Genomic DNA, 25,566 nt, shown 5'->3' with positions numbered 1-25,566 from the left:
TCACGACAGGTTGTCTCTATGCACCGCAGGAATTTGCTCAAAGCGTCCATGGCCATTGCGGCTTACACCGGTTTGTCGGCCAGCGGCCTGCTCGCCGCCCAGGCCTGGGCCGGGAACCGTGCTGCTGATGGCAAGGCCGTGGCGTTCGATTTCGACTCGCTCAAGGCCCAGGCCAAACAACTCGCCGGGACCGCTTACAAGGACACCAAACAGGTGCTGCCGCCGACACTGGCGACCATGACCCCGCAGAATTTCAACGCCATCGGCTACGACGGCAACCATTCGCTGTGGAAGGAATTGAATGGTCAATTGGACGTGCAGTTCTTCCACGTCGGCATGGGCTTCAAGACGCCGGTGCGCATGCACAGTGTCGACCCCAAGACCCGCGAAGCGCGCGAAGTGCATTTCCGCCCATCGCTGTTCAACTATGAAAAGACCACGGTCGATACCAAGCAATTGACCGGTGACCTGGGTTTTTCCGGCTTCAAGCTGTTCAAGGCGCCGGAGCTGGACCGCCATGACGTACTGTCATTCCTCGGCGCCAGCTACTTCCGCGCAGTGGACAGCACCGGGCAGTACGGCCTCTCGGCCCGTGGCCTGGCCATCGACACCTACGCGAAAAAGCGCGAGGAGTTCCCCGACTTCACGCAGTTCTGGTTTGAAACCCCGGACAAGAACGCCACCCGCTTCGTGGTCTACGCCCTGCTCGACTCCCCGAGCGCCACCGGTGCCTACCGCTTCGATATCGACTGCCAGGCCAACCAGGTGGTGATGGCGATCGACGCACACATCAACGCGCGTACCACTATCGAACAACTGGGCATCGCGCCGATGACCAGCATGTTCAGCTGCGGCACTCACGAACGCCGTATGTGCGACACCATCCACCCGCAGATCCACGATTCGGACCGCCTGGCCATGTGGCGCGGCAACGGCGAGTGGATCTGCCGCCCGCTGAACAACCCGGCCAAGCTGCAATTCAACGCGTTCGCCGATAAAGACCCGAAAGGCTTCGGCTTGGTGCAGACCGACCATGAGTTCGCCAGCTACCAAGACACCGTGGACTGGTACAGCAAGCGCCCGAGCCTGTGGGTGGAACCAACCACTGCGTGGGGCGAGGGCTCTATCGATTTGCTGGAAATTCCTACAACCGGTGAGACCCTGGATAACATCGTGGCCTTCTGGACCCCGAAAAAACCCGTGGCGGCCGGCGACTCGCTCAACTACGGCTACAAGCTGTACTGGAGCGCCCTGCCACCGGTGAGCACACCGCTAGCCCAAGTCGACGCGACCCGTTCAGGCATGGGTGGCTTTACCGAGGGCTGGGCTCCGGGCGAGCACTACCCACCCGTGTGGGCGCGCCGTTTTGCCGTGGACTTCAAGGGCGGCGGCCTGGATCGCCTTCCACAGGGCACCGGGATCGAGCCGGTGGTGACTTGCTCCCATGGCCAGGTCAAGGATTTCAGCGTGCTGGTACTGGATAACATCAAGGGCTACCGCATCCTGTTTGACTGGTACCCGACCAGCGACAGCGTGGAGCCGGTGGAGCTGCGCCTGTTCATCCGCACCCAGGACCGCACCTTGAGTGAAACCTGGTTGTACCAGTACTTCCCGCCGGCTCCGGACCAGCGCAAGTACACCTGATCGCCCCCTGTAGGCGCTGGCTTGCCAGCGCCTACAGGTGCTCAGAACCGCGACACACTTTTCATCGCCCCAATCAAATAGCGCATCGCCACCTGATCGTTCTCGGTCAGGGCGCGGTACTGCGCCAGTAATTCCAGTTCATCCGAACTCAGCCTTCGGCCACGCAAAAACACCCTGCGGGCCAGAAACGACACCACCACCCCCGCTACACCATAGGACTTGGCCATGGACTGCTTCTCCTGATATCCATCAAATACTCCCGTTGCCCCTAACCGCCTCCCACGAAGCGCAATGCCTCACTGGGCAAACCGACTGACTTCCTGGGCCAGAAATCAGGCTTACCCTAAGCGTAGAAACCTTATTGCTCAGCGTGGGACTTTTTTAGAGTAATCACTTAAATATTTGCTCCGGTAACCAAGACCTACAGTCCTTTCTCACCTAACGGTCGGTAGAGATGAATGTCATGGGGCTCTTGTGCAAACAGTTCTGGATCAGGTTGCTGCAGCAACCGGCAGCCTTGGCGTAGGTAAAAATCCACGGTATTGCGCGATTCCGTGGCCGAGATGTACAACGCATCCGCTCCGGTTTGGCGGCCGTGCTCACAGGCCAGCGCGAACAAACGCCCTCCCAGCCCCAAGCCGCGCGCCGCATGGCTGACGTGCAGGAACTTCAGTTGGCGCATACGCAACGTTTGGTTATGGAGGGGGCGATTGTCAGTTAACGCACGTTCCAACAGCATGATGGCCTCCTCCTTTTAGGCGACCCAGGATCAGGCTTGCGTCAAATGCGAGCAAGAAAAAACCCACCGGGTCAGGGTGGGTTTCATCGACCGCTCAGCCAGGCTCAGTCACGCAGGTCCGACTCATGAATCGGCTGGTCCCGGTGCGTGGCGCGCTGATACTGAGCTGGCCAGATGGCCTTGCGTCCGCCCAGGTCATCGTCGGCATGCAACGGCCAGTACGGATCACGCAACAGCTCACGGGCCAGGAAGATGATATCGGCCTGGCAGGTGCGCAAGATGTGCTCAGCCTGGGCCGGCTCGGTGATCATGCCAACGGTGCCGGTGGCCATGCCCGACTCTTTGCGCACGCGCTCGGCGAAGCGCGTCTGGTAACCGGGGCCGGTAGGGATCTCGGCGTTGGCGGCGGTGCCACCGGAGGAGACGTCGATCAGGTCCACCCCCAGGTCCTTCAGGCGACGCGCCAGCTCCACGGTTTCATCGGGGTTCCAGCCGTCTTCCACCCAATCGGTGGCCGACACCCGCACAAACAGCGGTAATTCCTGGGGCCAGACATCACGCACGGCCTGGGTCACTTGCAGCACCAGACGGATGCGGTTTTCGAACGAGCCGCCGTACTGATCCTGACGCTGATTGCTGATCGGTGAGAGAAATTGATGCAACAGGTAACCATGGGCCGCGTGGATTTCCACCACTTCGAAGCCTGCGGTCAACGCGCGCTTTGCGGCGGCAACAAAATCGGCGATCACTTGCTGGATCTGCCCTTCGTCCAGCGGCTTGGGCTGGGTGTGCTGAGGGTCGAAGGCAATCGGCGATGGCCCTACCGGCGTCCAGCCGCCATCCTCCGGTTTGACGCTGCCGTGCTTGCCGATCCAAGGCCGGTGAGTGCTGGCCTTGCGCCCGGCGTGGGCCAGTTGAATGCCGGCCACCGCGCCTTGGGCCGCGATAAAACGAGTAATACGTTGCAGCGGTTCGATTTGTGCGTCGTTCCACAGGCCCAGGTCCTGGGCGGTGATTCGGCCATCGGCAGTCACGGCGGTGGCTTCGGTGAAAATCAGCCCGGCGCCACCGACGGCGCGGCTGCCAAGGTGCACCAGGTGCCAGTCATTGGCCAAGCCGTCGTCGCTTGAGTATTGGCACATGGGCGACACGGCGATGCGGTTGAGCAGGGTCAATTGACGGAGGGTATAGGGTTCGAGCAGTTGACTCATGGCGCACCTCTTCTGGTTCTGTGGGCACTATTCAAACAGTGCTTAGAGCCTAGTCGACAACGCTGGATTGCACAGGGTTCAGAAGGAAAAGCGGGGACCGATTGCCGGCCCCCGTATTGCAACAGCTTACATTTCGACCTGGGTGCCCAGCTCGATCACCCGGTTTACCGGGAGTTTGAAGAAGCGCAGGTTGCCGTTGGCGTTCTTCAACATAAAGGCGAACAAAGCTTCGCGCCAACGGGCCATGCCCTTGATCCGCGAGGCGATGACCGTTTCGCGACTGAGGAAGTAGGTGGTGCGCATCGGGCTGAAGTCCAGGTCATCCAGATGGCACAACTTCAGCGCCTCCGGCACATCTGGCTCATCGGTGAAACCGAAGTGCAGGATCACTCGGAAGAAGCCTTCGCCGTAGGCATCCACCTCGAACCGCCGTGCGGCCGGTACGCGGGGAATGTCCTCGTAGACCACCGTCAGCAACACCACTTGCTCATGCAATACCTGGTTGTGTAGCAGGTTGTGCAACAGCGCGTGGGGCACGGCGTCCGGGCGCGCGGTGAGGAACACGGCGGTGCCCTGCACGCGATGAGGCGGCTGAACGCGGATACTGCTGATGAAGATCGGCAACGGCAGGCCACCTTCGTCGAGACGTTCCACCAGCAATTGCTTGCCGCGCTTCCACGTGGTCATCAGCACGAACAGCACGATCCCCGCCAGTACCGGGAAGGCACCGCCCTGGATGATCTTCGGCACGTTGGCGGCGAAGTAAAGACCGTCCACCAACAGGCAGCAAACCAGGACAGGAACAGCCAGAATCGGCGGCCATTTCCACAGCAGCAGCATCACCGCCGACACCAGGATGGTGGTCATCAACATGGTGCCCGTCACCGCCACGCCGTAGGCCGATGCCAGTGCGTTGGACGACTCAAAGCCCAGCACCAGCAGGATTACGCCAACCATCAGCGACCAGTTCACCGCGCCGATGTAAATCTGGCCCTGCTCGGCGCTTGAAGTGTGCTGAATGTGCATGCGCGGGATGTAACCCAGCTGGATCGCCTGGCGTGTCAACGAGAACGCACCGGAAATCACTGCCTGGGAGGCAATCACCGTGGCCAGGGTAGACAACACCACAAGCGGGATCAGCGCCCAGCTCGGCGCCAGCAGGTAAAACGGGTTGCGCGCGGCTTCCGGGTCACCGAGCAGCATGGCGCCCTGGCCGAAATAATTGAGCACCAGCGCCGGCAGCACCAGCATGAACCAGGCGCGGGCGATGGGTTTGCGGCCGAAGTGACCCATGTCGGCATACAGTGCTTCGGCGCCGGTCAGTGCCAGCACCACCGCGCCGAGAATGGCCACGCCAATGCCGGGATGCGCCTCAAAGAAGCGCACCGCCCACATCGGGTTCATCGCACTGAGCACTTCAGGGTGCAGGGTGATGCCATACACACCCAGGCCGCCCAGTACCAGGAACCAGGTCACCATCACCGGCCCGAAAAGCTTGCCGATGTGGTCGGTGCCATGTTTCTGGATCAGGAACAGCGCCACCAGCACCACCAAGGCGATGGGCACGACCCATTTTTCCAGGCCGTCGAAGGCCAGTTCCAGGCCCTCGACCGCGGACAATACGGAAATCGCCGGGGTGATCATGCTGTCGCCGTAGAACAGCGCCGCGCCGCACAGGCCACACACCACCAGGAAGCTACGCAACTTCTTGCGCTCCCCCGCCGCCCGTCGTGCCAGTGCCGTGAGCGCCATGATGCCGCCCTCACCCTGGTTGTCGGCACGCAGCACGAACAACATGTACTTGATCGACACCACCCAGATCAGCGACCAGAAGATCAGCGCCAGGATCCCCAGCACGCCGTCATGATTGACCTGAACCCCATAGCCGCCGTTGAACACCTCTTTAAGGGTGTAGAGCGGGCTGGTCCCGATATCGCCGTAAACCACCCCGACCGCTGCCACCAGCATGCCAATCGGCTTGGCGTTTGAATGCTCGGCACCTGCTGCCTGACTACTCGCGTGACCCATCAACCACTCCTGCCCTTTTGACCTGCGGTCTTTTATTAACAACGCGTCTAAGCTGACCCTAGCATGCGCTGTTTTACTTCTCGTAACAGACGTTTTGTTGACCTTAGGACTTTACCTTCGCGCAACGGCGCGAAGCATAGCGCAGCACTCGTCGCATTTCGCTGTTCAAGTGATTTGGGTGGGTTTTTGGGCAACCGGGCATAGGTAACAGGACATTTTGGAGCCTTTTTGCCTGCATTGATCCCATCTACGGTCAATCGTATATTCGGCCCGCCTGCGCAGTGCATCCTCGATGGCGCAAGCGAGAGCTCCCTGGCCGGCCTACCTGAACGATAAATCCTGCGCCTGCATGGCACGCCCAGTCGATACAGAAACTCAATCATCGCCCTGTCTCTTTTAAGGTACAGTCCTCATGTACGAAGTGAAACACGTACTCTCAGTCAACGGCGTGGATATATACCAAGCCTGGCTAGACACCGTGCAGGACACGCGCTCAAAAGCAAGAATCACCACCAGAGTAGACCGAGCGTCCCTCGGTCACTTTGGTGCTACCGAACCTGTGGGTGAAGGGGTCTTTGAGATGAAGCTCGACTTCGGACCTGGGTTTCGCGTGTATTACGCGATCCAGGATCGAAAAATTGTTTTCCTATTGGGTGGTGGCTCAAAGGCCAGACAGCAGAACGACATCGATCAGGCCAAAGCTCTCTGGAAATCTTACAAGGTGCAGCAAAAATGACCATTCGTACGCGCTCTCACGAAGACAGCGTTCTTGAAATGCTCCGAGACGACGAAGCATTTGCACTCGACTATCTATCTGTCGCGCTTGAGGAAATCGACGAAGCGGGTGGAGAGGACGCCTTCCTCGTTGCTATCCGTCGAGTGGCAGAAGCTCGTGGCGGAATGCTAAGTCTGTCGCAAAACACGGGGCTCAATAGAGCCAACCTCTACCGATCCATCGCCGTCGGCGGTGACCCTAAGCTCTCCACTCTCCTGAAAGTACTTCAGGCTTTAGGGGTAGGCATGTCTAAAGTTGTAGCGCACCGTACAGAGCAGGACGTCCGGGCCTAAGAGTGTGACAAGGGCTGCTTGGATAGCGCAAAGAAGCACTCGTCGCATTTCCCTGCATAAAGCTGGTCAAGTGCGCTGCCCGTCGCTAGAATTGCGCACTTTTTGATCAGAGGCGCACCAAGCGCCCGTCCGCAGCCTTGTCGTGCCCGACTGGCGGCGTCATTCAACACCGAGGTTAGACATGTCCACCACCATCGCAAAAGCCAACCCCAAGGTTGGCTTTGTTTCCCTGGGTTGCCCGAAGGCTCTGGTCGACTCCGAGCGCATCCTCACGCAACTGCGTATGGAAGGCTATGACGTTGTGTCCACGTACCAGGACGCCGACGTGGTGGTGGTCAACACCTGCGGCTTCATCGACTCGGCCAAGGCGGAATCCCTGGAAGTGATCGGCGAAGCGATCAAGGAAAACGGCAAGGTCATCGTGACCGGCTGCATGGGCGTGGAAGAAGGCAATATCCGCAATGTGCACCCGAGCGTGCTGGCGGTGACCGGTCCGCAGCAATACGAGCAGGTGGTCAACGCCGTGCACGAAGTGGTACCGCCGCGCCAGGACCACAACCCGCTGATCGACCTGGTGCCACCGCAAGGCATCAAGCTGACCCCGCGCCACTACGCGTACCTGAAGATTTCCGAAGGCTGCAACCACAGCTGCAGCTTTTGCATCATCCCGTCGATGCGCGGCAAGCTGGTCAGCCGTCCGGTCGGTGACGTACTCGACGAGGCCCAGCGCCTGGTCAAGTCTGGCGTCAAAGAGTTGCTGGTGATCTCCCAGGACACCAGCGCCTACGGCGTCGACGTGAAATACCGCACGGGTTTCTGGAACGGCGCGCCGGTGAAAACCCGCATGACCGAACTCTGCGAAGCCTTGAGCAGCCTGGGTGTGTGGGTACGCCTGCACTACGTCTACCCGTACCCGCACGTGGACGAGCTGATCCCGCTGATGGCCGCCGGCAAGATCCTGCCGTACTTGGACATCCCGTTCCAGCATGCCAGCCCGAAAGTGCTCAAGGCCATGAAACGCCCGGCCTTCGAAGACAAGACCCTGGCGCGTATCAAGAACTGGCGTGAAATCTGCCCGGAGCTGATCATCCGTTCGACCTTCATCGTCGGCTTCCCCGGCGAAACCGAAGAAGACTTCCAGTACCTGCTGGACTGGCTGACCGAAGCCCAACTGGACCGCGTCGGCTGCTTCCAGTATTCGCCGGTGGAAGGTGCCCCAGCCAACCTGCTGGACCTGGCCGTGGTGCCGGACGACGTCAAGCAAGACCGCTGGGAGCGTTTCATGGCGCACCAGCAGGCCATCAGCTCGGCGCGCCTGCAACTGCGCATCGGCAAGGAAATCGAAGTGCTGATCGACGAAGTCGACGAACAAGGCGCGGTCGGCCGTTGCTTCTTCGATGCGCCGGAAATCGACGGTAACGTGTTTATCGACGATGCCAGCGGTTTGAAGCCAGGCGACAAGGTCTGGTGCACCGTGACCGATGCCGACGAATACGACCTGTGGGCTGAAAAGCGCGACTGATCGGCAACACACCAAAAAGCCCTGCATTTGATCAAGATGTGGGGCTTTTTTAGGTCTATCGTTTGCTCATCGCCAATCATCGGCAGGGGCAGCGGGCATGCGTCGGCATTCGGTTATCCACACACCTAAAACCAGCGATTATCAAAAACTGACTGAAATCTGGGAGTCCTCGGTGCGGGCCACCCACGATTTTTTGCCGGACAGCTATATCGAACGCCTGCGCAACCTGGTGCTGACTCATTACCTGGACACGGTGATGCTGATTTGCACCAAAGACCCGCACCAACGCATCACCGGGTTTGCCGGTGTCGCCGCTGGCAAGGTCGAGATGCTGTTTATCGACCCGCAGCACCGGGGCCAGGGCCTTGGCCGGCAACTGCTGCGTTATGCGGTCGAGCATTTGAACGCCGACGAGCTGGAAGTGAACGAGCAAAATCCCCAGGCACTCGGCTTTTACCTCAAGCAAGGCTTCGAGGTGATCGGACGCACGGAGCACGATGGGCTGGGCCAACCGTATCCGTTGCTGCACATGCGTTTGCGCTCTTCTGTGGGAGCTGGCTTGTCGGATCCCACAAAAAGCCACAGCACTGAAATGGGGCCGGGATTAACCGCGCCCACACAGGTACAATAGCCGCCCCCTTTTGCTACGGCCCTTGTCATGACTGACCCTATACGCCTCTCCAAACGCCTTATCGAACTGGTCGGTTGCTCCCGTCGGGAGGCTGAGCTGTTCATCGAAGGCGGCTGGGTCTCGGTGGACGGTGAAGTGATCGACGAACCGCAGTTCAAGGTCACCACTCAGAAGGTCGAACTCGACCCGGACGCCAAGGCCACCGCGCCCGAGCCGGTGACCATCCTGCTGCACGCCCCGGCCGGCGTGGATGCCGAGGCGGCCATGGCATCGATCAGCGCCGATACCCTCTCGGAAGAACACCGCTTCGGCAAACGCCCGCTCAAGGGCCACTTCCTGCGCCTGACCGCCAGCGCCGACCTGCAAGCCAAGGCCAGCGGCCTGCTGGTGTTTACCCAGGACTGGAAGATTCTGCGCAAGTTGACCGCCGATGCCGCAAAGATCGAGCAGGAATACGTGGTGGAAGTCGAAGGCGACATGGTTGCCCACGGCCTCAATCGCCTGAACCACGGCCTGACCTACAAAGGCAAAGAGCTGCCGGCGGTCAAAGCCAGCTGGCAGAACGAAAACCGCCTGCGTTTTGCGATGAAAAACCCGCAGCCAGGCGTGATCGCGCTGTTCTGTGAAGCGGTTGGCCTCAAAGTCATCGCCATTCGTCGTATCCGCATCGGCGGCGTGTCCATCGGCAAGGTGCCGGTTGGCCAATGGCGTTACCTGTCCGGCAAAGAAAAGTTCTAAGCCGCCGCCCTTTTCCCGACACCGCCTCTTTTGCGCGGTGTCCTCAGTTGAATACCAGGATTGCCCACCATGATTCACAATGACGTACTGCGCAGCGTGCGCTACATGCTCGACATCAGCGACAACAAGATGGTCGAGATCATCAAGCTCGGCGGCATGGACGTAACCAAGGACGACCTGCTGACCTACCTCAAGAAAGATGAGGAAGAAGGCTTCGTGTTCTGCCCGGATGACGTCATGGCGCACTTCCTCGACGGCTTGGTGATCTTCAAGCGCGGTAAGGACGAAAGCCGTCCGCCGCAGCCGATCGAGACCCCGGTGACCAACAACATCATCCTCAAGAAGCTGCGCGTGGCCTTCGAACTGAAGGAAGATGACATGCACGCCATCCTCAAGGCCGCCGAGTTCCCGGTGTCCAAGCCTGAGCTGAGCGCGCTGTTCCGCAAGTTCGGCCACACCAACTATCGCCCGTGCGGCGACCAGTTGTTGCGCAACTTCCTCAAGGGCCTGACGCTGCGAGTTCGTGCGTAAGCCATGAGTTACAACGTCTCGCCCGTCGGCTTCGTGCGCTCCTGCTTCAAGGAGAAGTTCGCCATCCCACGCCAACCTCAGTTGGCACCTGCCGCCCGTGGCGTGCTGGAACTGGTGGCGCCGTTCGACGGTGGCGAAGCCGTACAAGGCCTGGAGCAGGTCAGCCACGTGTGGTTGCTGTTCCTGTTCCACCAGGCGCTGGAAGACAAGCCACGCCTGAAAGTGCGCCCGCCGCGCCTGGGTGGCAACACGTCCATGGGCGTGTTTGCCACCCGCGCCACCCACCGACCCAACGGCATCGGCCAGTCAGTGGTCAAGCTGGAAAAAGTGGAGCCAGGACGGCTGTGGATTTCCGGGATTGATCTGCTCGATGGCACGCCGGTGCTGGATATCAAGCCGTATGTGCCGTATGCCGACATGGTCGACACGGCGACCAACGACATCGCCAGCGCCGCGCCACAGCTGATTCCGGTGCAATGGCTCAAGACAGCGCTGCAGCAAGCACAAGGCCACGCTCAGCGCCTGGGCGAGCCACTGGTGGAGCTGATTGATCAGTGCCTGGCACAGGATCCACGGCCGGCGTATCAGACGCCGGGACCGGAGCGGGAATATGGCGTGCAGTTCTGGGATGTGGATGTGCGTTGGCACTATCCCGAGCCTGGGGTGATTTGTGTACTGGAAGTACTCCCAGCCCACTGAAGAAACCGGAAACAAAATGTGGGAGCGGGCTTGCTCGCGGAAGCGGTGTATCAGTCAATAACTCTGTCGACTGACACTCCGCTTTCGCGAGCAAGCCCGCTCCCACATTTTTTAGATCTGTGTTGTTACTGACCCAGCATTACTTCTCGACGAACGCACGCTCGATCAAGTAATCACCCGGCTCACGCATCCGTGGAGAAACTTTCAGGCCGAAGCTGTTCAACACTTCGCTGGTTTCGTCCAGCATGCTTGGGCTGCCGCACAGCATGGCGCGGTCATCCTCGGGGTTGATCGGCGGCAGGCCGATGTCGCTGAACAGCTTGCCGCTGCGCATCAGGTCGGTCAGGCGACCTTCGTTTTCGAAAGGCTCACGGGTCACGGTCGGGTAGTAGATCAACTTGTCACGCAAGGCCTCGCCGAAGAATTCGTTCTGCGGCAGGTGCTCGGTGATGAATTCGCGGTAGGCGACTTCGTTGACGTAACGCACGCCGTGGCACAGGATCACTTTTTCAAAGCGCTCGTAGGTTTCCGGGTCCTGGATTACGCTCATGAACGGAGCCAGGCCAGTACCGGTGCTGAGCAGGTACAGGTGTTTGCCCGGCTTCAAATCGTCAAGCACCAAGGTGCCTGTCGGTTTTTTGCTGATGATGATCTCGTCGCCTTCCTTCAAGTGCTGCAATTGGGAAGTCAGCGGGCCATCCGGGACCTTGATACTGAAAAACTCCAGATGCTCTTCCCAGTTCGGGCTGGCAATGGAGTAAGCGCGCATGAGCGGGCGGCCGTTGGGCTGTTGCAGGCCGATCATCACGAACTGACCGTTCTCGAAGCGCAGGCCCGGATCGCGGGTGCACTTGAAGCTGAACAGAGTGTCGTTCCAGTGATGAACACTGAGGACACGCTCGTGGTTCATGTTGCTCATGTACGGGGGACTCCTGGAAATGGGTCTGCGCCAAAGATGGGATGCGCAATTGCACAGCATTCTAATGGCGGCGACAATATCTGTTAACTGGATTATTAAGATAAGGGTTATCGGTTATATCGATATGCGATTTACTCTCCGTCAACTGCAAGTCTTCGTTGCCGTCGCCCAGCAGGAAAGCGTCTCGCGCGCTGCTGGCCTTCTGGCCTTATCTCAATCCGCCGCCAGCACCTCGATCACCGAGCTGGAGCGCCAATCCAGCTGCCAATTATTCGACCGCGCGGGCAAACGCCTGAGCCTCAACGCCCTCGGTCATCAGCTATTGCCCCAGGCGGTTGCGCTGCTCGACCAGGCCAAGGAGATCGAGGACCTGCTCAACGGCAAGTCCGGCTTCGGTTCCCTGGCGGTGGGCGCCACCCTCACCATTGGTAATTACCTGGCGACCCTGTTGATCGGCAGCTTCATGCAGCAACACCCCGAGAGCCAGGTGAAGCTGCATGTGCAGAACACTGCGCATATCGTGCACCAGGTGGCGCACTACGAAATTGACCTGGGTCTAATCGAAGGCGACTGCAGCCACCCGGATATCGAGGTGCAAACCTGGGTGGAGGATGAACTGGTGGTGTTTTGCGCGCCGCAGCATCACCTGGCCAAACGTGGCATGGCAACCATGGATGAGTTGACCCAAGAGGCGTGGATCCTGCGGGAACAGGGCTCAGGTACTCGCCTGACATTTGACCAAGCCATGCGCCATCACCGTAGCGCGCTGAATATCCGCCTTGAGCTGGAGCACACTGAGGCGATCAAACGCGCGGTGGAGTCAGGATTGGGGATTGGCTGCATTTCGCGGCTGGCGCTACGCGACGCATTCCGGCGTGGCAGCCTGGTGCCGGTGGAAACCCCGGACCTGGACCTGGCCCGGCAGTTCTACTTCATCTGGCATAAACAGAAGTACCAGACCTCGGCAATGCGCGAGTTCCTGGAACTATGCCGCGCCTTCACCGCCGGGGTTCAGCGCAGCGACGAGATCGTGCTGCCGAGCATTGCCTAAGGGTTAGATCAGAATCACGGCCCAGACCAGGGTGATCATGGTCAGTGCGACGAACTGCGCGGCGCTGCCCATGTCCTTGGCGTTTTTCGACAGCGGGTGGCGGTCCAGGGAAATGCGGTCGATCGCCGCTTCCACTGCCGAGTTAAGCAATTCGACGATCAACGCCAGCAGGCAGACAGCAATGAGCAAGGCACGCTCGACCCGGCTGACATTCAGGAAAAAGCTCAACGGGATCAGGATCACGTTAAGCAACACCAACTGGCGGAACGCTGCCTCGCCAGTGAACGCCGCGCGCAGGCCATCCAGCGAATAACCCCCAGCATTGAAGATACGTTTGATACCGGTTTGACCCTTGAAAGGCGACATAGACGTTGGCAACTGAACTAAAGGAGTGGGGAAACTAGATCACGCAAAGTCAAAAAAGCGTGAATCGGTAGCCGCTTAATGCTGCGAAATTGACTCAAGTTGTTGCAAGAGCAGCGCCGCCTGGGTGCGCGTACGCACGCCCAGCTTGCGGAAGATCGCTGTAACGTGGGCCTTGATCGTCGCCTCCGATACGCTCAGCTCGTAGGCAATCTGTTTGTTCAACAAGCCTTCGCAGACCATGGTCAGCACCCGGAACTGCTGCGGTGTCAGGCTGGCAAGACCATCACGGGCGGCCTTGGCTTCGTCGGACACGTTGATTTCTTCAAACGCTTGCGGCGGCCAGGACACATCACCATCCAGCACGGTGCGTACAGCCTTCTGGATATCTTCCATCGCACTGGACTTGGGAATGAAACCGCTGGCGCCAAACTCCTTGGAGCGCACCACCACGTCGGCTTCTTCCTGGGCCGAGACCATCACCACGGGAATCTGCGGGTATTGACCGCGCAACAACACCAAACCTGAGAAACCGTAGGCACCGGGCATGTTCAGGTCGAGCAGCACCAGGTCCCAGTCGGATTTTTCGGTGAGGCGGGCTTCCAGCTCGGCAATACTGGCCACTTCGACCAGGCGGACGTCCGGCCCAAGGCCCAATGTCACGGCTTGGTGCAGCGCACTGCGAAACAACGGGTGGTCATCGGCTATCAGGATTTCGTATGTGGCCATTGATTAAATGATCCTGTTTTTTAGGGGTGCCCTGATCGGCGCCCAGCATGCCCAGCGTAGCCTGGAGGGTCAAGCGCTACGCCCGTGGGCATTTTAGCGGGTTGCGGGTTCGTGGTGCCATCATGCAAACGTCGTCTGGTTACACCTTCGGAATATAGGGAGCAAGACGCGCATGAACTGTGTCCGCCGGATCCAGAGGCATCTGGAACTTGGCGGCCAGGTAATGAGTACTGAAGACATCCAGGTAGGCATCCAGGACTTCACTGGCCATCCGATCATCGGCCAGTTCCAGACACAGCGCGGCGACCTCGGCGGTGCAAAAATGATCATCGCGTTTGGAACGACGCAGTTTGTAGCGCGATAGCTGCTCGGGCGCCAGGCTGAGCACCGGCAAATGCTCCAGGTAGGGGCTTTTGCGGAACATCTTGCGCGCTTCACTCCAGGTGCCGTCCAGCAGGATGAACAGTGGGCGCTTGCCCTCCTCCACCTTCACTTCGCTGACAACACGCTGCGGCGCGACGAATTCGCCGGGGAACACAATGTAGGGTTGCCACTGCGGGTCGGCCAGCAAGGTCAGCAGTTCAGGATCGACTTCAGTGCGCGACCAGGCGAACGCCGTGGTGTCATCAATCACATCGGCGATCAGCCAGCCGGTATTGCTGGGTTTCATGGGTTCCACGTCATGCATCAGCAGGCACATCGCTGAGGTGGCGGCGACTTTTGGTCGCCAGGCACACAAGCAGTACTCAGGAATGACACGGCAGCCGGGACAACGCTCGGCACGCGAACCACGATTGAGGAACGGACGGACGGCACGGGCCAGGCGCTGGGTGCGCAGGCGGGACACGGCGTGGCTCATCGGATGCGCCGGTGGGACGGGTAAATCGACACGGTGAAAACTCGTGGACGGCTGAGGTGGCGGCAGTTTACCAGCGATACGCCTGGCTGTAGTGGCAAGGGCTCACCTATAATTGCGCGCCACTGAACGCACAGCGCAGTGGCTGGTCTATGCACCAGTAACCGAATCAGGAGAGTTTCATGCTGCGTTCCATGCTGCGCCTTGTCGCCCCATCCGTCGCCCTCGCGCTGGTATTGCCCGTGTGCGCCCAGGCGGCCTCGCTGCTGGAGGCCCAAATGAACCGGAAGCTGCAAAGCGTCGCGGCTGAGAGCAACAAAGATCTACCCCGGGAAATCGACGAAAAGACCCTGGAAGTGGCCTACACCGTTGAAGGCATGCAACTGATCGATCACCTGAGCGTCTTGCCCGACCGAGCCGAACAGATGCGCGCCAATCCCAAGGCGGTGTATTTCCAACTCGGCCAGAGCGTATGCCTGAACAAGGGTTACCGTGAGCTGATGGCCAAAGGCGCGGTGATGCGTTACGAAATCACCGAGAACAAGACCAACCGCCCTGTGGCCTCGGTGAAGTTCGTGGAAGCGGATTGCCCGGCACCGACAAAAAAGAAAAAGTAACGGTTTGACCTTCGCGCGCTGCCGTCCGGTGGCGCGTACTCCCCCGCTTCAACGCCTCCCAGGCAGCTAGACTCCGTACTGAGCGACCAATAAGTGGTTGCCAGCCAAGGGTTTTCCGGCCCATGATCAAATCATCCCGCCCATTCATACACAGCGTTTTTCGTGCTGTTCTGTAACATTTTCAGGGCAAAAGAAGGTTGCCCCCGCGGCAAACAGCGACACAAGCAGTGTCGTAGCCTCCGGCGAAGGTGCCCTGCAAGAAGGAGAAGTTGAATGCCTTACGAACCGAATGACCGCCTGCTCCGACATTTCGAAGAACACGGCACCGACCTCACCCAGCAGGTCGACGCACAACTCCAGCTGATCGCCCCCAACAGCCCGAATATCCCCCTGTATCGCGACATGATCCTCACCGTGCTGCGCATGGCCCAGGACGACCGCAACCGCTGGAACGCCAAGATCACCCTGCAAGCCATCCGCGAGCTGGACAATGCCTTCCGCGTGCTCGAACAGTTCAAGGGTCGCCGCAAGGTGACGGTGTTCGGCTCGGCACGCACCCCGGTGGAAAGCCCCCTGTATGCACTGGCCCGTGAAGTCGGCGCGGCACTGGCGCGTTCGGACCTGATGGTGATCACCGGCGGCGGTGGCGGCATCATGGCCGCCGCCCACGAAGGCGCGGGCCTGGAACACAGCCTGGGGTTCAACATCACCCTGCCGTTTGAACAGCATGCCAACCCAACCATCGATGGGACTGAGAATCTGCTGTCCTTCCACTTTTTCTTTACCCGCAAGTTGTTCTTCGTCAAGGAAGCCGATGCCCTGGTGTTGTGCCCAGGCGGTTTCGGCACCCTGGATGAAGCGTTGGAAGTGCTGACGCTGATTCAGACCGGTAAGAGCCCGCTGGTCCCGGTAGTGCTGCTGGATGCGCCAGGTGGCGGGTTCTGGCAGGGTGCCCTGGACTTCATCCGCAGCCAGTTGGAAGCTAACCGCTACATTCTGCCCACCGATCTCAAGCTGATACGCCTGGTGTACAGCGCCGAAGAGGCTGTAGACGAGATCAACCAGTTTTATGCCAACTTCCACTCCACCCGCTGGCTGAAACGCGAGTTTGTGGTGCGCATGAATCACCCGCTCAGTGAACAGGCATTGGCCCATTTGCAAAGCGAGTTCGCCAGCCTGCGACTGAGTGGAGAGTTCCGACAGCTCGCGTATACCGGCGAGGAACATGATGAGCCGAGGTTCAGTCATTTGACGCGGCTGGTGTTCAATTTCAACGGGCGCGACCAGGGCCGGTTGCGGGAGTTGGTGGATTACATCAACTTGCCGGAGAACTGGGCACAGGCCCAGGGCAAGGCGCAGCAGCGGGTGGCGCCGGAGCCGGCGTGATTTTTTGAGGGCAAAAAAAAAGACCCACTATTTTCATAGTGGGTCTTTTGTTTGTTCAGAAGCTCAATCATCGATGTCCCGGCCGCTCAACAAGCGGCTGATCATCTCCATCGAAAACCCGCGATAGCTGAGGAATCGTCCCTGCTTCGCTCGTTCCCTGGCATCAATCGGAAGATGACCAGAGAACTTGCGCCGCCAGGTGTCCTCCAACTGCGCCTGCCAACTGATCCCGCACTCGCGCAGGGCAAGATCGACATCAGCGCGTTGCAGGCCACGCTGGCTCAGCTCTTCGCGAATACGCGCCGGGCCGTAGCCGGAGCGGGCTCGGTAGGAGATAAAACTTTCGAGGTATCTGGCTTCGGAAAGCAGCCCCTCTTCCGTCAGGCGGTCGAGGGCGGTTTCGATCATCTCGGGCTCTGCGCCGCGCTGACGCAATTTACGCGTCAGCTCGACTCGACCATGCTCGCGGCGAGCGAGCAGGTCCATTGCAGTGCGCCGAACGGCGACGAGTGTATCCAGTACAACTGTCATTGTGTGCTTCAGATGTCGGTGTCAGCTTCTTCCACTTCTTCAACCGGCTCGCGATTGGCGGCAGCTTTCACGTCTGGAGCGGCAGTCAGCAGCTTGTCGCGGATCTGCTTTTCAAGCGTGGCAGCGATATCCGGGTTGTCTGCCAGGAACTTGGCCGAGTTGGCCTTGCCTTGGCCAATTTTGCTGCCGTTGTAGGCATACCATGCACCGGATTTCTCGACGAAACCGTGCAGCACACCCAGGTCGATCATCTCGCCGTTCAGGTAGATGCCCTTGCCGTAGAGAATCTGGAACTCGGCCTGGCGGAAAGGCGGGGCCACTTTGTTCTTCACGACTTTAACGCGGGTTTCACTACCTACAACCTCGTCACCTTCTTTCACCGCGCCGGTACGGCGGATGTCCAAACGGACCGAAGCGTAGAACTTCAGCGCGTTACCACCGGTGGTGGTTTCCGGGCTGCCGAACATCACGCCGATCTTCATACGGATCTGGTTGATGAAGATCACCAGGCAGTTGGCGTTCTTGATGTTACCGGTGATTTTACGCAGCGCCTGGGACATCAGACGGGCTTGCAGGCCCACGTGCATGTCACCCATTTCGCCTTCGATTTCAGCCTTGGGCACCAGGGCGGCCACGGAGTCGACCACGATCACGTCGATGGCGTTGGAGCGCACCAGCATGTCGGTGATTTCCAGGGCTTGCTCACCGGTGTCCGGCTGGGAAACCAGCAGGTCGTCAACGTTGACGCCCAATTTGCCGGCGTACTCAGGGTCCAGGGCGTGCTCGGCGTCGACGAACGCACAGGTGGCGCCCATTTTCTGCGCCTGGGCAATCACCGACAGGGTCAGGGTGGTTTTACCGGAAGATTCAGGACCGTAGATTTCAACGATACGGCCTTTTGGCAGGCCGCCAATGCCGAGCGCGATGTCCAGACCCAGAGAGCCCGTGGAAATAGCCGGGATCGCCTGACGGTCGTGATCGCCCATACGCATTACGGCACCCTTGCCGAATTGACGTTCGATCTGACCCAGGGCCGCAGCCAAGGCTTTCTTCTTGTTGTCGTCCATTAAAGTCCTCACGTAATCAATAAGGCCGGGGCGGCCAACACCTGTATAAGTAGACAGTATTGTTCCACAAAGATCGGAGATCGCCTACCCCTGATTTTCTATTTCTGCTGCAGCTCGTCGCAACAAGCCCTCTAGCGCGGCCTTTACCGTTTGTCGGCGGACCTCGTCGCGGTTGCCGGCGAAGTGCTCAAGCTCGGCCGTGACCTCATCGCCGACGCCGAAAGCCAGCCATACCGTGCCGACCGGTTTGTCCGGCGAGCCGCCATCCGGTCCCGCTACACCACTGACCGCCACGGCAAAGCGCGCCAGGCTTTTTTCCTGTGCACCGCGGACCATCGCTTCCACCACTTCCTGGCTGACGGCGCCCACTTTTGGAAACAACGTTTCCGGCACATTCAACTGCCGGGACTTCTGGCGGTTGGAATAGGTGACATACCCCGCCTCAAACCAGGCCGAACTTCCCGGGATCCGCGTGATGGCTTCCGCGATTCCGCCGCCGGTGCAGGACTCGGCAGTGGTGACGTGGGCATTGAGCACCTGCAAACGGCGCCCTAGTTCAGCAGCCAGTTGAGTGATTTCCTTCACGGTCGTCTCCAGACGTGGGCGGGGGTTTGCCTACCCTACAGGAGCCAATCGCACGCGCAAGTGACGGACTGTCTCAAGACGCAAACGGGCGAAGGCACGTCTGTACAGTTCTCACACGTTTAAGAAACGCAAAACGCCACCTTCGCCCGTGCCCACAGCCGCAAGCGATCCTCCAGCCCATTGAGCCCGCCGTTGATACGCCGGGTGATGGTGGTGAACTGATCCTTGTCGGCCAGTTCATTCATGCCATTGCTTTGCCAGAACCAGGCCGCCGACTCGGCCGCCCATTGCGGCTGCTCCAGCAATGTCGGTTCCCGCAACAAACGCTCATCGCCAAACAGTGCCTGGCTACAGGCCAGGTAGTTGCGGCGACCGGTAATCTGGATCAGCCCCCTGCCCCGATACTTCTGGCCGTCGCCGTCCGCTTCGGGCGTGTTACCCAGGCGCACGGCCAATGCGCCGGTGTCGTACTTGCTCAAATAGGCATCACTGCCCAGTTCACGCACGTAGCGCAACTCGCCGGACTCATGACCGACTTGAGCTAGAAACGCAGCGATGCGTTTGGGTTGACCGATCTCAAACCTGGCCATGGCCGTGTTCAGCGCAGGCAAAAAAACGCCCGCGCCAAGGCGGGCTCCCGGCAGGATTTGAAGCAGTTGAGACAGTGTTATCAACATGGTTCCTCACTCGGCCGGGGACAAACCACTGGCCTTGATTGCACATCGGTAGCTCTCTTTGCGCTTGCCACTGGCAATCACACTCTTGATCGACCAACGCCCCTGCATAAAGCCAGGCCAAGACTCGTCCAACAGCAGCAACCCTTCGGCGCCGAACAACGGGTTTCCGGGGCAAATCACATTGACCTGCAACCCTTCACGCCCCACTCGGCGCATCTCGCCCTCAGCGGCAGTCCTGGCTTCCGCCTCGCTCTGGTAGCGCTGCGTCATCACCTTGAACGGCGCGATACCCACTTCCATCACGTGCTGTTTGCCGGCGGCTGCGTCCCACCAGCTCGCTTGCGCGCCGGAGTAGGTCGCTCGGCTGGATTCAGTGAAGCTGGCGGAAATAAACGCACGATCCCCCGGACGGTTGTCGCGGGTGATCGACAACTGCACATCCGGCAAAACCTTGCCCGACAGCGATTTGATCTGCCCTTTACGGCCCAGCACATACAGCTCGTCGACGGGTTTGGCCACCGCGTCGAATCGCTTGGCCAACCGCGTCAAAAACGCCATGTCACTTTCATTGGTCTGGTCGATATGCTGGATCTGCTCATCTTCCAAATCGTGCGCCACACGGGGCGAGAAGCCGTAGCGCGTGGTCAATTGACGAAACAGCGCCCCCAGGCTGATCGGCCCGTGGCTGGCGGTTCGTCGCTTCTTGAACTCAGGCTCGTCAAAAGGTGCGGCTGTTGCCACCAGCACCACGCGCAGCGGAAACAGCGATGGCGTACGCTGAGTGATCTTGAACCGCCCTTTATCCACCAGGCCGGATTCCAGGTAGCCGACGCGCAGGCCGATCTGACCGCCCAGGCTGGGCAACCCTTCAAGACCTTCGATGTCGAGGGTCAGCTTCAACTGATCGGACGCAAACCCCGCCAAATCGGTGTGCTCCCATTCCAATAACCGCTCATTGAGCAGCGCGGCATTGGCGCCGTAAATTTCCACCACCGGTGTAAATCCAAGTGTCATGGTGACTCCTTAGTCCCAGGCCGAAACCGGCTGCTTGGCAATCGGTTGTACCGTTAGCTCGGGCACAATGATGCTGACGCCGGCCGGCAATACTGCGCCCTGCTCGGCTAACTGCGGGTTCAAGCGCCATAGCACTTCCTCGGCCGCATCGTCACAGCGACCCAGCTCGCGGTAGAGCAACAGGTTCACCGAATCCCCCGCAATACTTCTCACCCTACGCATTGACGAACTCCTCCAGCACCACGACCCAATTGATCACCATCGCCGTGCCGTCATCGATGACGCTGGACTGTTTTTCGTCCACCGATTTGATGGTCCACAGCCCCCAACTAAGGCCAACGCCGTCGACCAGAGGCAACGGCACACGAAGGGTTTGCAGCGCACGCAATTCCTCCAGCCGCGCCATGCCCTGCGCCCGTGCGGCCTTACCACCAAAGGTGAGGGTTTCGAGCGCCTGGCCGACCTGGCTGGATTTGGGTTTGCCGGCAATGATCTCCAGGCTGACCCAGCCACCACTGCTCGCACGGTCAAGGGTGTCGTAGGCAAAGCCACGAGATAGCCCAAAAATAAACGTGCCCAATGCCATCTGCTGTCGCATCACGCCACTCCTGTATCGGTCAGCGCCGAATCGCGTCGCGTCGCCAGCAGGCTGTCCATCGGCAACGGCGTGAATTGGGCTTCAATCTGTTGCACCACTAGCGCCGCCAGTTGCTGATAGCTGGCCTGCTCGGGTGCATGGATGGTGATTTGCGGGGCGAATGTAAGTTGACGGTTGTCAGCCTGGGCGTTGCTCAATTGCTTGCTGACATCGGCGGGCGCGGCGAGGCGGTCGCTTGGCCCGAACAACTTCTCACCGAGCCAAGCACCCGCTTCACTGCCCAGCAAGCCACCGATCGCGCCGCCGACAGCCGTACCGACACCGGGGAAAATCAGCGTGCCTATGGCTGCTCCGGCAGAGGCTCCGGCCCAGGCACCACCTGCCGTGCTGAGGCCGGCGCCGACGGCCTTGACGTCACCGTCGCGTACCCCCTGGATCACGCCCAAGGTGGCTTCAGCGGTTCTCAAGGGTGCAAGCCGCCGAATGCCGACGGATTCGAGTTTGGCGAAAGCATCGGTCAAGGCACCCGCCGGAATGTCTGGCCGAGTGGCCGCTGGCGTTGCGGTGCTCGCCGCGGTAAAGGACTGAAAGCCTTGCGAAGTCGCCCCTACCTGAAAGCCCGCTGACGAGCCGCCCAATAACTGCCGGCCTCGTTCGACCAGGCCGCTTATTCCAGCACTGCGCCCGCCGATTTTTTTGCGACCTTTGTATTTCTTTGCAGCCGTGTCGATGACCAAATCAATCGCTTTTTCTGCGATCTTGCTTTTCAGCGCGTCCAACAATTCGCTTCCAGCCGCCTTGATCGTGCTCATCACCGCACCATCAGCAGGCTCCTTGTGTTCATCCTTCGGCGCGCTCGCGGCAACATCAGCTGCCTTGGGCACCAGAGCGTCGCTGGTGATGAACAACGTAGTGTTGAGCGTCTCCAACGTCTCGCGCAGTCGTACTTGTTCCTGGGTCAAGGCGTTGATATCCACACTGAGTGTGGCCAACGTAGCGTTCAACGCCCACTGCGGCTGCGAGGCCGCCTCCAGGCTTACGGGTGCCCCGGCGCTTGCGGAAAACGGTGCCAGCACATTGCCAAGGTCCGCGTCGCCGATCATCCAGCGGAAATCCTCCTGGGCAAGCCGGATCCCATATTTAGTCTCTTGCATCCCGCTTACTCCTGTTTAACGCCAAGGCGAGTGATCGCGATGTCGTAGCGGCGCAATGCTTTTGCGGCATCCCAATCCAGGATCTCCGCCTCACTGACCGAGTAAACCAGCGGCACCACATCGAGGATCACGTCGATGTCGCGTTGCGAAAGAAGTCCGCCGGTTGATTTAAAAAATCGTCGATGCGCTCCTGCAGTTCGGTCCAGTCAGGTACGGTGAGATGGGCAAGATCGGGGATCATCAAGCCGCTGCAATGAGCGGTGATGAACTCGGCGCGCTCTTTGTTGGTGGCGAGCTTTTTCATCACCTTGGTGGCGCGCAGGGCGGGCATTTCCAGGGACAACTCGGCGAAGATACGGCCGGCAGCGTCGAGAGGCTGCAGCAGTTGGATGGGCTGTTCGTGAGTCGATTCCGCTTGTTTATCGAGGAAGAACGACGCAGGACGTGTCGACATCTCATGTACGTATTGGGCGATGGTCACGTAGTCCGGGCGCTTGAGTTGGTCGAGCTCTTTTTCCGACAGACCGGTGGCGAGTTTCGCCAGTTCGAAGAACTGGTCGTCCTCGTCCTCACCGGCCCGGGCCAGCGCATCTTTTTGCGCGGCGTAGTACAGCGGCTTGAGTTGAACCTGCTCAATCGTCGCGCCGGTATCGGCGGTGATCGGCGAGAGCAGGCGGTGCAGCGGTGGCATCCAGGCCATGGGGCAATTCCTTGAAATGAAAGGGAGACGTGTAGGAGCCGGCTGCCGGCGATGCAGGCGACTGGGTTTGTCGGGTGAACCGAGGTGATGCGATCGCTGGCAAGCCAGCTCCTACAGGGCGCGTGTGGGCTTTAAGGCATCAGCACGGCGCGGCGGGCGTCGCCGAGGATGTCGACGCCGTTGAGCACGAATTTCTGGGTGCGCACGTCGATGTCGATCACCGGAATGCCGTTTTCCAGGCGGTTGTAGGTGCGGCAGGAGAGTTCCAGGGTGGTGGTGGGTTTATCGCCCATTTTCAGCTTCGCTTCTTCCAGGGATTTGAGCTTGCCGCCCACGGTGTGGTAGGTGAAGTAGGTCTTGCCGTCCTGGTCCTGACCAGCCTCGCGCACGTTGAGCAGAATGTCGTCACCCAGGCGCACGCCCAACGCCAGCATGATTTCCGGGCCCGCACCTTGCAGGATCAACTTGGCGCCGAGTACCTTGCCGCTCTTGGCCATTTCCTCGGCAATGAAACGCCCGCCTGTCATGGGTTCCATGTCGAATTCGATCTTTGGCGGGGTGAACTCCTCAACCGTCGCGGACAACGGCAAACCTTGAAGGGTGGCCGCAATGGCCTGTCTGACTCGGTTGGTAAACATTAGAGAACGTCCTCCAGGAACTGCTCGATGATTTCATCGCGGGCATTGAGTTGATAAATCATGTGTTCGTTCGGCGCGTAGCGTCCGTAGTCGATGACGATGAACCAAGTGCCGTTCTTGTACTTCTCGACACTGTTCAATTCCGGGTGCAGGTACACGCTGCCGCCGGGGATGGTTTCGTCGGCGACCAGGGTTTGCAGCCAGTCGTTGATGCGCTTGACCTCCTGGTCCATGAAGGACTTGGTGAGGTTCTTGGCCATGGCTTTCTGGCCGGCCTTGACCAGCTTGCGGCTGATCGCGTCTTCGAGGCCGACGTAGCTGATGAACTTGCCGGTGATGGAACGGTTACCCAGCAGCGAGAAGCCGCCGAGAATGGTGCGGGCGTAGTAGCTCACGCCGTAGCGGTTGAGCAGGTCGCCTTCGGTGGAGGTGTCGAGGATGTTGTACTCGACGACGCGGGAAACGTCCTCGGCGAACGTCACCTGGTTGCCTGGACTCTCCCATTGCTTGACCTTGGCCAGTGCCGCGATGGCCAGGGACGACGGCGCGAGGAATACGTTTTTCTTCGCCGCCTTGGAGTACACCGACGGCATGTTGTGCACCAGCAGGCAACGGTCGAAGCCGAGGTCGGCACCGCCCAGTTCACCGCTGTAGGTCACTTGGTCGGCGACGCTTACGTCTTTGCCATCCAACACCACGCGGGCTTTGATGCGTTTGCCGAACGAGGCGAACTCACCGGCCACGGCCTTGGTGCCGGTGAAGCCGGGGGCGCCAATGATGGTCAGGTCTTCCGGTACGCTGGCCAGTGCGGCCAGGCCCAGCTTGCGACCGGTCACCGGCTCGTCGCCGCCGATCACGTTATTGAGCGTGTCCGCCGGGGTGGCACCCTCCTCCACGATCACCACATAGACCGGCACCTTCACCACTTTGAGGATCTGGTACACGGCATGGAACAACGTGCCCGACTCAGTGCCGGTCGGGTCCAGCAGCGCCTGGGTGGTGAAACTGTTGATGCGAAACGGCGCATTCTTCGGGATCGACACATGGGCGTTCGGCGCAGTGCCGACCAGGCCGATCACGTTGTCGCCCAGGCCACCCATGGCCTCGGGCGATTCGGTGGCATTCACGGTGATGCCGTTGTGCTCGAAGTTCAAAACCTCAGCCATGGTTAGTCAGCCTTCTTTGGGGTGGAGTTGAGGACGCTGGTCAGTTCCAGGCGGCCGGCGGTGCGCAGGGCGGATGCTTCGACGTCCAGCAGGTTTAGTTCCTCGCCGACGGTGGACCAATGGCCATTGCCGGTGGGGAATGGGATTAGGACGGTGTAGGTTTGGCGGTTTGCCATAGGTGAATCTCCGGGCATAAAAAAGGCCGCAATGCGGCTTTCGTTTGCTTTAGGTGGGTTGTGGTGCGGGAAAGGAAAACACCCCATGGTGCAGGAGCGTTTACTGAGATTGAGCTTCTAGCCAGGAAGGAATCGTCGGACGGTGGTTCGCCAACGGAAATTCGGTTTGTTGCGGCCAATTACGTAATACGCGGCGATATGCTTGTAACTCGGAATACTGAACAGGCGTGAGGGTCGTTGGACCGCCACTCTCAATCTCATCTCGATGCCTTGCAACAATCCCATCCGTCGGAGACAAATGAGCATCGCGCCAAACTCGCTCAGCAGTAATCAACTCTTCGTCACTGGGCAGAGGCGGTTCAGCCAACGTTGGAAAACCATCATTGTTCCAAGCAATGACTTTACCTTCAGACTGGCCGAGCAATAACTCACTGTATCTTTCAGTCGAGATTTCTAGTGCATCACTCGGTATAAACGTGTGTATTTCAGGGTCATAAAACCCCCTCGCAGATTTTGAGGAAAACATTG

32 protein-coding genes and 1 pseudogene are annotated in these 25,566 nt (G+C 59.6%); 11 read left to right on the top strand and 22 right to left on the bottom strand.

Translation table 11 applies throughout. The annotated features are described in order from the left end of the window. The first annotated feature begins 18 nt into the window (after positions 1–18). Complete coding sequence (locus RB216_RS05905) at positions 19–1,644, top strand: glucan biosynthesis protein D (RefSeq protein WP_028619102.1); 1,626 nt, start codon at positions 19–21, stop codon at positions 1,642–1,644. A 41-nt stretch (positions 1,645–1,685) separates the two neighbouring features. Here the strand turns inward: RB216_RS05905 and RB216_RS05900 are convergent, their stop codons facing one another. From RB216_RS05900 to RB216_RS05885, 4 genes and pseudogenes are all read right to left on the bottom strand, one after another. Next, positions 1,686–1,871 (bottom strand): hypothetical protein, encoded by a 186-nt coding sequence (locus tag RB216_RS05900; protein WP_028619101.1) that lies wholly within the window; start codon positions 1,869–1,871, stop codon positions 1,686–1,688. A 194-nt stretch (positions 1,872–2,065) separates the two neighbouring features. Further along, positions 2,066–2,362: pseudogene (locus RB216_RS05895) on the bottom strand (GNAT family N-acetyltransferase); the annotation flags it as partial. A 125-nt stretch (positions 2,363–2,487) separates the two neighbouring features. Continuing rightward, a complete protein-coding gene (locus tag RB216_RS05890) occupies positions 2,488–3,594 on the bottom strand; it encodes an NADH:flavin oxidoreductase/NADH oxidase (RefSeq protein WP_028619100.1) in 1,107 nt (368 codons plus the stop codon). A gap of 126 nt (positions 3,595–3,720) precedes the next feature. Next, positions 3,721–5,622, bottom strand: coding sequence for a potassium transporter Kup (locus tag RB216_RS05885; protein ID WP_028619099.1), 1,902 nt, complete (start codon positions 5,620–5,622; stop codon positions 3,721–3,723). A gap of 412 nt (positions 5,623–6,034) precedes the next feature. Here RB216_RS05885 and RB216_RS05880 point away from each other — a divergent pair, with 412 nt between their 5' ends. From RB216_RS05880 to tsaA, 7 genes are all read left to right on the top strand, one after another. Further along, positions 6,035–6,358, top strand: a complete 324-nt coding sequence (locus RB216_RS05880; protein WP_305383840.1) for a type II toxin-antitoxin system RelE/ParE family toxin — start codon at positions 6,035–6,037, stop codon at positions 6,356–6,358. Next, positions 6,355–6,690: an addiction module antidote protein gene (locus tag RB216_RS05875; RefSeq protein ID WP_236318721.1), complete on the top strand. Its 336-nt coding sequence runs from the start codon at positions 6,355–6,357 to the stop codon at positions 6,688–6,690. Before RB216_RS05880 ends, RB216_RS05875 begins: the two co-directional genes overlap by 4 nt. 181 nt (positions 6,691–6,871) lie before the next feature. Continuing rightward, positions 6,872–8,212, top strand: coding sequence for a 30S ribosomal protein S12 methylthiotransferase RimO (rimO, locus tag RB216_RS05870; protein WP_003231334.1), 1,341 nt, complete (start codon positions 6,872–6,874; stop codon positions 8,210–8,212). A 97-nt stretch (positions 8,213–8,309) separates the two neighbouring features. Next, a complete protein-coding gene (locus tag RB216_RS05865; RefSeq protein ID WP_073860069.1) occupies positions 8,310–8,843 on the top strand; it encodes a GNAT family N-acetyltransferase in 534 nt (177 codons plus the stop codon). A gap of 27 nt (positions 8,844–8,870) precedes the next feature. After that, positions 8,871–9,581: an rRNA pseudouridine synthase gene (locus tag RB216_RS05860; RefSeq protein ID WP_028619096.1), complete on the top strand. Its 711-nt coding sequence runs from the start codon at positions 8,871–8,873 to the stop codon at positions 9,579–9,581. Between the two features lie 69 nt (positions 9,582–9,650). Then, the gene (locus RB216_RS05855) at positions 9,651–10,112 is read left to right on the top strand and encodes a YehS family protein (RefSeq protein WP_016977930.1); all 462 of its coding nucleotides are present in this window, start codon (positions 9,651–9,653) and stop codon (positions 10,110–10,112) included. A gap of 3 nt (positions 10,113–10,115) precedes the next feature. After that, positions 10,116–10,811: a tRNA (N6-threonylcarbamoyladenosine(37)-N6)-methyltransferase TrmO gene (gene tsaA, locus RB216_RS05850; protein ID WP_068936975.1), complete on the top strand. Its 696-nt coding sequence runs from the start codon at positions 10,116–10,118 to the stop codon at positions 10,809–10,811. A gap of 139 nt (positions 10,812–10,950) precedes the next feature. On the opposite strand, the gene fpr is transcribed toward tsaA, so the two are convergent. Continuing rightward, complete coding sequence (gene fpr, locus RB216_RS05845) at positions 10,951–11,730, bottom strand: ferredoxin-NADP reductase (protein ID WP_003189055.1); 780 nt, start codon at positions 11,728–11,730, stop codon at positions 10,951–10,953. 124 nt (positions 11,731–11,854) lie between these two features. Between fpr and RB216_RS05840 the strand changes: the two genes are divergently transcribed. Continuing rightward, positions 11,855–12,781: a LysR family transcriptional regulator gene (locus RB216_RS05840; protein WP_028619094.1), complete on the top strand. Its 927-nt coding sequence runs from the start codon at positions 11,855–11,857 to the stop codon at positions 12,779–12,781. Positions 12,782–12,784: 3 nt separating this feature from the next. Here RB216_RS05840 and RB216_RS05835 read toward each other — a convergent pair whose 3' ends face one another. From RB216_RS05835 to RB216_RS05825, 3 genes are all read right to left on the bottom strand, one after another. After that, a complete protein-coding gene (locus RB216_RS05835) occupies positions 12,785–13,147 on the bottom strand; it encodes a diacylglycerol kinase (protein WP_003172176.1) in 363 nt (120 codons plus the stop codon). Between the two features lie 75 nt (positions 13,148–13,222). Further along, positions 13,223–13,873 carry a response regulator transcription factor ErdR gene (gene erdR, locus RB216_RS05830; protein ID WP_003189050.1) on the bottom strand — a complete coding sequence of 217 codons (651 nt, stop codon included), beginning with the start codon at positions 13,871–13,873 and terminating at the stop codon, positions 13,223–13,225. 139 nt (positions 13,874–14,012) lie between these two features. Then, the gene (locus RB216_RS05825) at positions 14,013–14,732 is read right to left on the bottom strand and encodes a tRNA-uridine aminocarboxypropyltransferase (protein ID WP_028619093.1); all 720 of its coding nucleotides are present in this window, start codon (positions 14,730–14,732) and stop codon (positions 14,013–14,015) included. Between the two features lie 179 nt (positions 14,733–14,911). On the opposite strand from RB216_RS05825, the gene RB216_RS05820 reads away from it, so the two are divergent. Both RB216_RS05820 and RB216_RS05815 read left to right on the top strand, forming a co-directional pair. Next, positions 14,912–15,346 carry a PA3611 family quorum-sensing-regulated virulence factor gene (locus tag RB216_RS05820; protein ID WP_028619092.1) on the top strand — a complete coding sequence of 145 codons (435 nt, stop codon included), beginning with the start codon at positions 14,912–14,914 and terminating at the stop codon, positions 15,344–15,346. Positions 15,347–15,619: 273 nt separating this feature from the next. Then, positions 15,620–16,732, top strand: a complete 1,113-nt coding sequence (locus RB216_RS05815) for an LOG family protein (protein ID WP_308908414.1) — start codon at positions 15,620–15,622, stop codon at positions 16,730–16,732. Positions 16,733–16,795: 63 nt separating this feature from the next. Here RB216_RS05815 and recX read toward each other — a convergent pair whose 3' ends face one another. From recX to RB216_RS05745, 14 genes are all read right to left on the bottom strand, one after another. Then, positions 16,796–17,263 carry a recombination regulator RecX gene (gene recX, locus RB216_RS05810; protein ID WP_308908413.1) on the bottom strand — a complete coding sequence of 156 codons (468 nt, stop codon included), beginning with the start codon at positions 17,261–17,263 and terminating at the stop codon, positions 16,796–16,798. A gap of 8 nt (positions 17,264–17,271) precedes the next feature. Beyond that, complete coding sequence (gene recA / locus RB216_RS05805; RefSeq protein WP_003189042.1) at positions 17,272–18,330, bottom strand: recombinase RecA; 1,059 nt, start codon at positions 18,328–18,330, stop codon at positions 17,272–17,274. An 84-nt stretch (positions 18,331–18,414) separates the two neighbouring features. Then, positions 18,415–18,915 carry a CinA family protein gene (locus RB216_RS05800; protein ID WP_028619089.1) on the bottom strand — a complete coding sequence of 167 codons (501 nt, stop codon included), beginning with the start codon at positions 18,913–18,915 and terminating at the stop codon, positions 18,415–18,417. A 119-nt stretch (positions 18,916–19,034) separates the two neighbouring features. Beyond that, complete coding sequence (locus RB216_RS05795; RefSeq protein WP_308908412.1) at positions 19,035–19,592, bottom strand: glycoside hydrolase family 19 protein; 558 nt, start codon at positions 19,590–19,592, stop codon at positions 19,035–19,037. A 6-nt stretch (positions 19,593–19,598) separates the two neighbouring features. Beyond that, complete coding sequence (locus RB216_RS05790; RefSeq protein WP_028619087.1) at positions 19,599–20,606, bottom strand: contractile injection system protein, VgrG/Pvc8 family; 1,008 nt, start codon at positions 20,604–20,606, stop codon at positions 19,599–19,601. A gap of 9 nt (positions 20,607–20,615) precedes the next feature. Further along, positions 20,616–20,828 (bottom strand): tail protein X, encoded by a 213-nt coding sequence (locus tag RB216_RS05785; RefSeq protein ID WP_028619086.1) that lies wholly within the window; start codon positions 20,826–20,828, stop codon positions 20,616–20,618. Continuing rightward, on the bottom strand, positions 20,821–21,204 hold the full coding sequence (locus RB216_RS05780; RefSeq protein WP_028619085.1) for a phage tail protein: 384 nt from the start codon (positions 21,202–21,204) through the stop codon (positions 20,821–20,823). Before RB216_RS05780 ends, RB216_RS05785 begins: the two co-directional genes overlap by 8 nt. Next, complete coding sequence (locus RB216_RS05775) at positions 21,204–22,358, bottom strand: glycine zipper domain-containing protein (protein ID WP_308908411.1); 1,155 nt, start codon at positions 22,356–22,358, stop codon at positions 21,204–21,206. Before RB216_RS05775 ends, RB216_RS05780 begins: the two co-directional genes overlap by 1 nt. Positions 22,359–22,363: 5 nt before the next feature. Next, a complete protein-coding gene (locus tag RB216_RS05770) occupies positions 22,364–22,489 on the bottom strand; it encodes a hypothetical protein (RefSeq protein WP_032864524.1) in 126 nt (41 codons plus the stop codon). Next, positions 22,486–23,058 (bottom strand): phage tail assembly protein, encoded by a 573-nt coding sequence (locus RB216_RS05765; RefSeq protein ID WP_028619083.1) that lies wholly within the window; start codon positions 23,056–23,058, stop codon positions 22,486–22,488. Before RB216_RS05765 ends, RB216_RS05770 begins: the two co-directional genes overlap by 4 nt. Positions 23,059–23,189: 131 nt before the next feature. After that, entirely contained in the window at positions 23,190–23,696 is a 507-nt protein-coding gene (locus tag RB216_RS05760) for a phage major tail tube protein (protein ID WP_028619082.1), read from the bottom strand. Then, a complete protein-coding gene (locus RB216_RS05755) occupies positions 23,696–24,862 on the bottom strand; it encodes a phage tail sheath protein (RefSeq protein WP_028619081.1) in 1,167 nt (388 codons plus the stop codon). The genes RB216_RS05760 and RB216_RS05755 overlap by 1 nt, the downstream gene beginning before the upstream one ends. 2 nt (positions 24,863–24,864) lie before the next feature. Next, the gene (locus tag RB216_RS05750; protein ID WP_308908410.1) at positions 24,865–25,038 is read right to left on the bottom strand and encodes a hypothetical protein; all 174 of its coding nucleotides are present in this window, start codon (positions 25,036–25,038) and stop codon (positions 24,865–24,867) included. 100 nt (positions 25,039–25,138) lie between these two features. Continuing rightward, the gene (locus RB216_RS05745) at positions 25,139–25,564 is read right to left on the bottom strand and encodes a phage tail assembly chaperone (protein WP_308908409.1); all 426 of its coding nucleotides are present in this window, start codon (positions 25,562–25,564) and stop codon (positions 25,139–25,141) included. Positions 25,565–25,566 lie beyond the last annotated feature (2 nt).

Origin of the sequence: Pseudomonas canadensis (assembly GCF_030980095.1) — a bacterium.
GTDB classification, from domain to species: Bacteria; Pseudomonadota; Gammaproteobacteria; order Pseudomonadales; family Pseudomonadaceae; genus Aquipseudomonas; species Aquipseudomonas canadensis.
The sequence above is the reverse complement of the archived record's forward strand: the minus strand, read 5'-3'. Positions and strand labels throughout refer to the sequence as shown.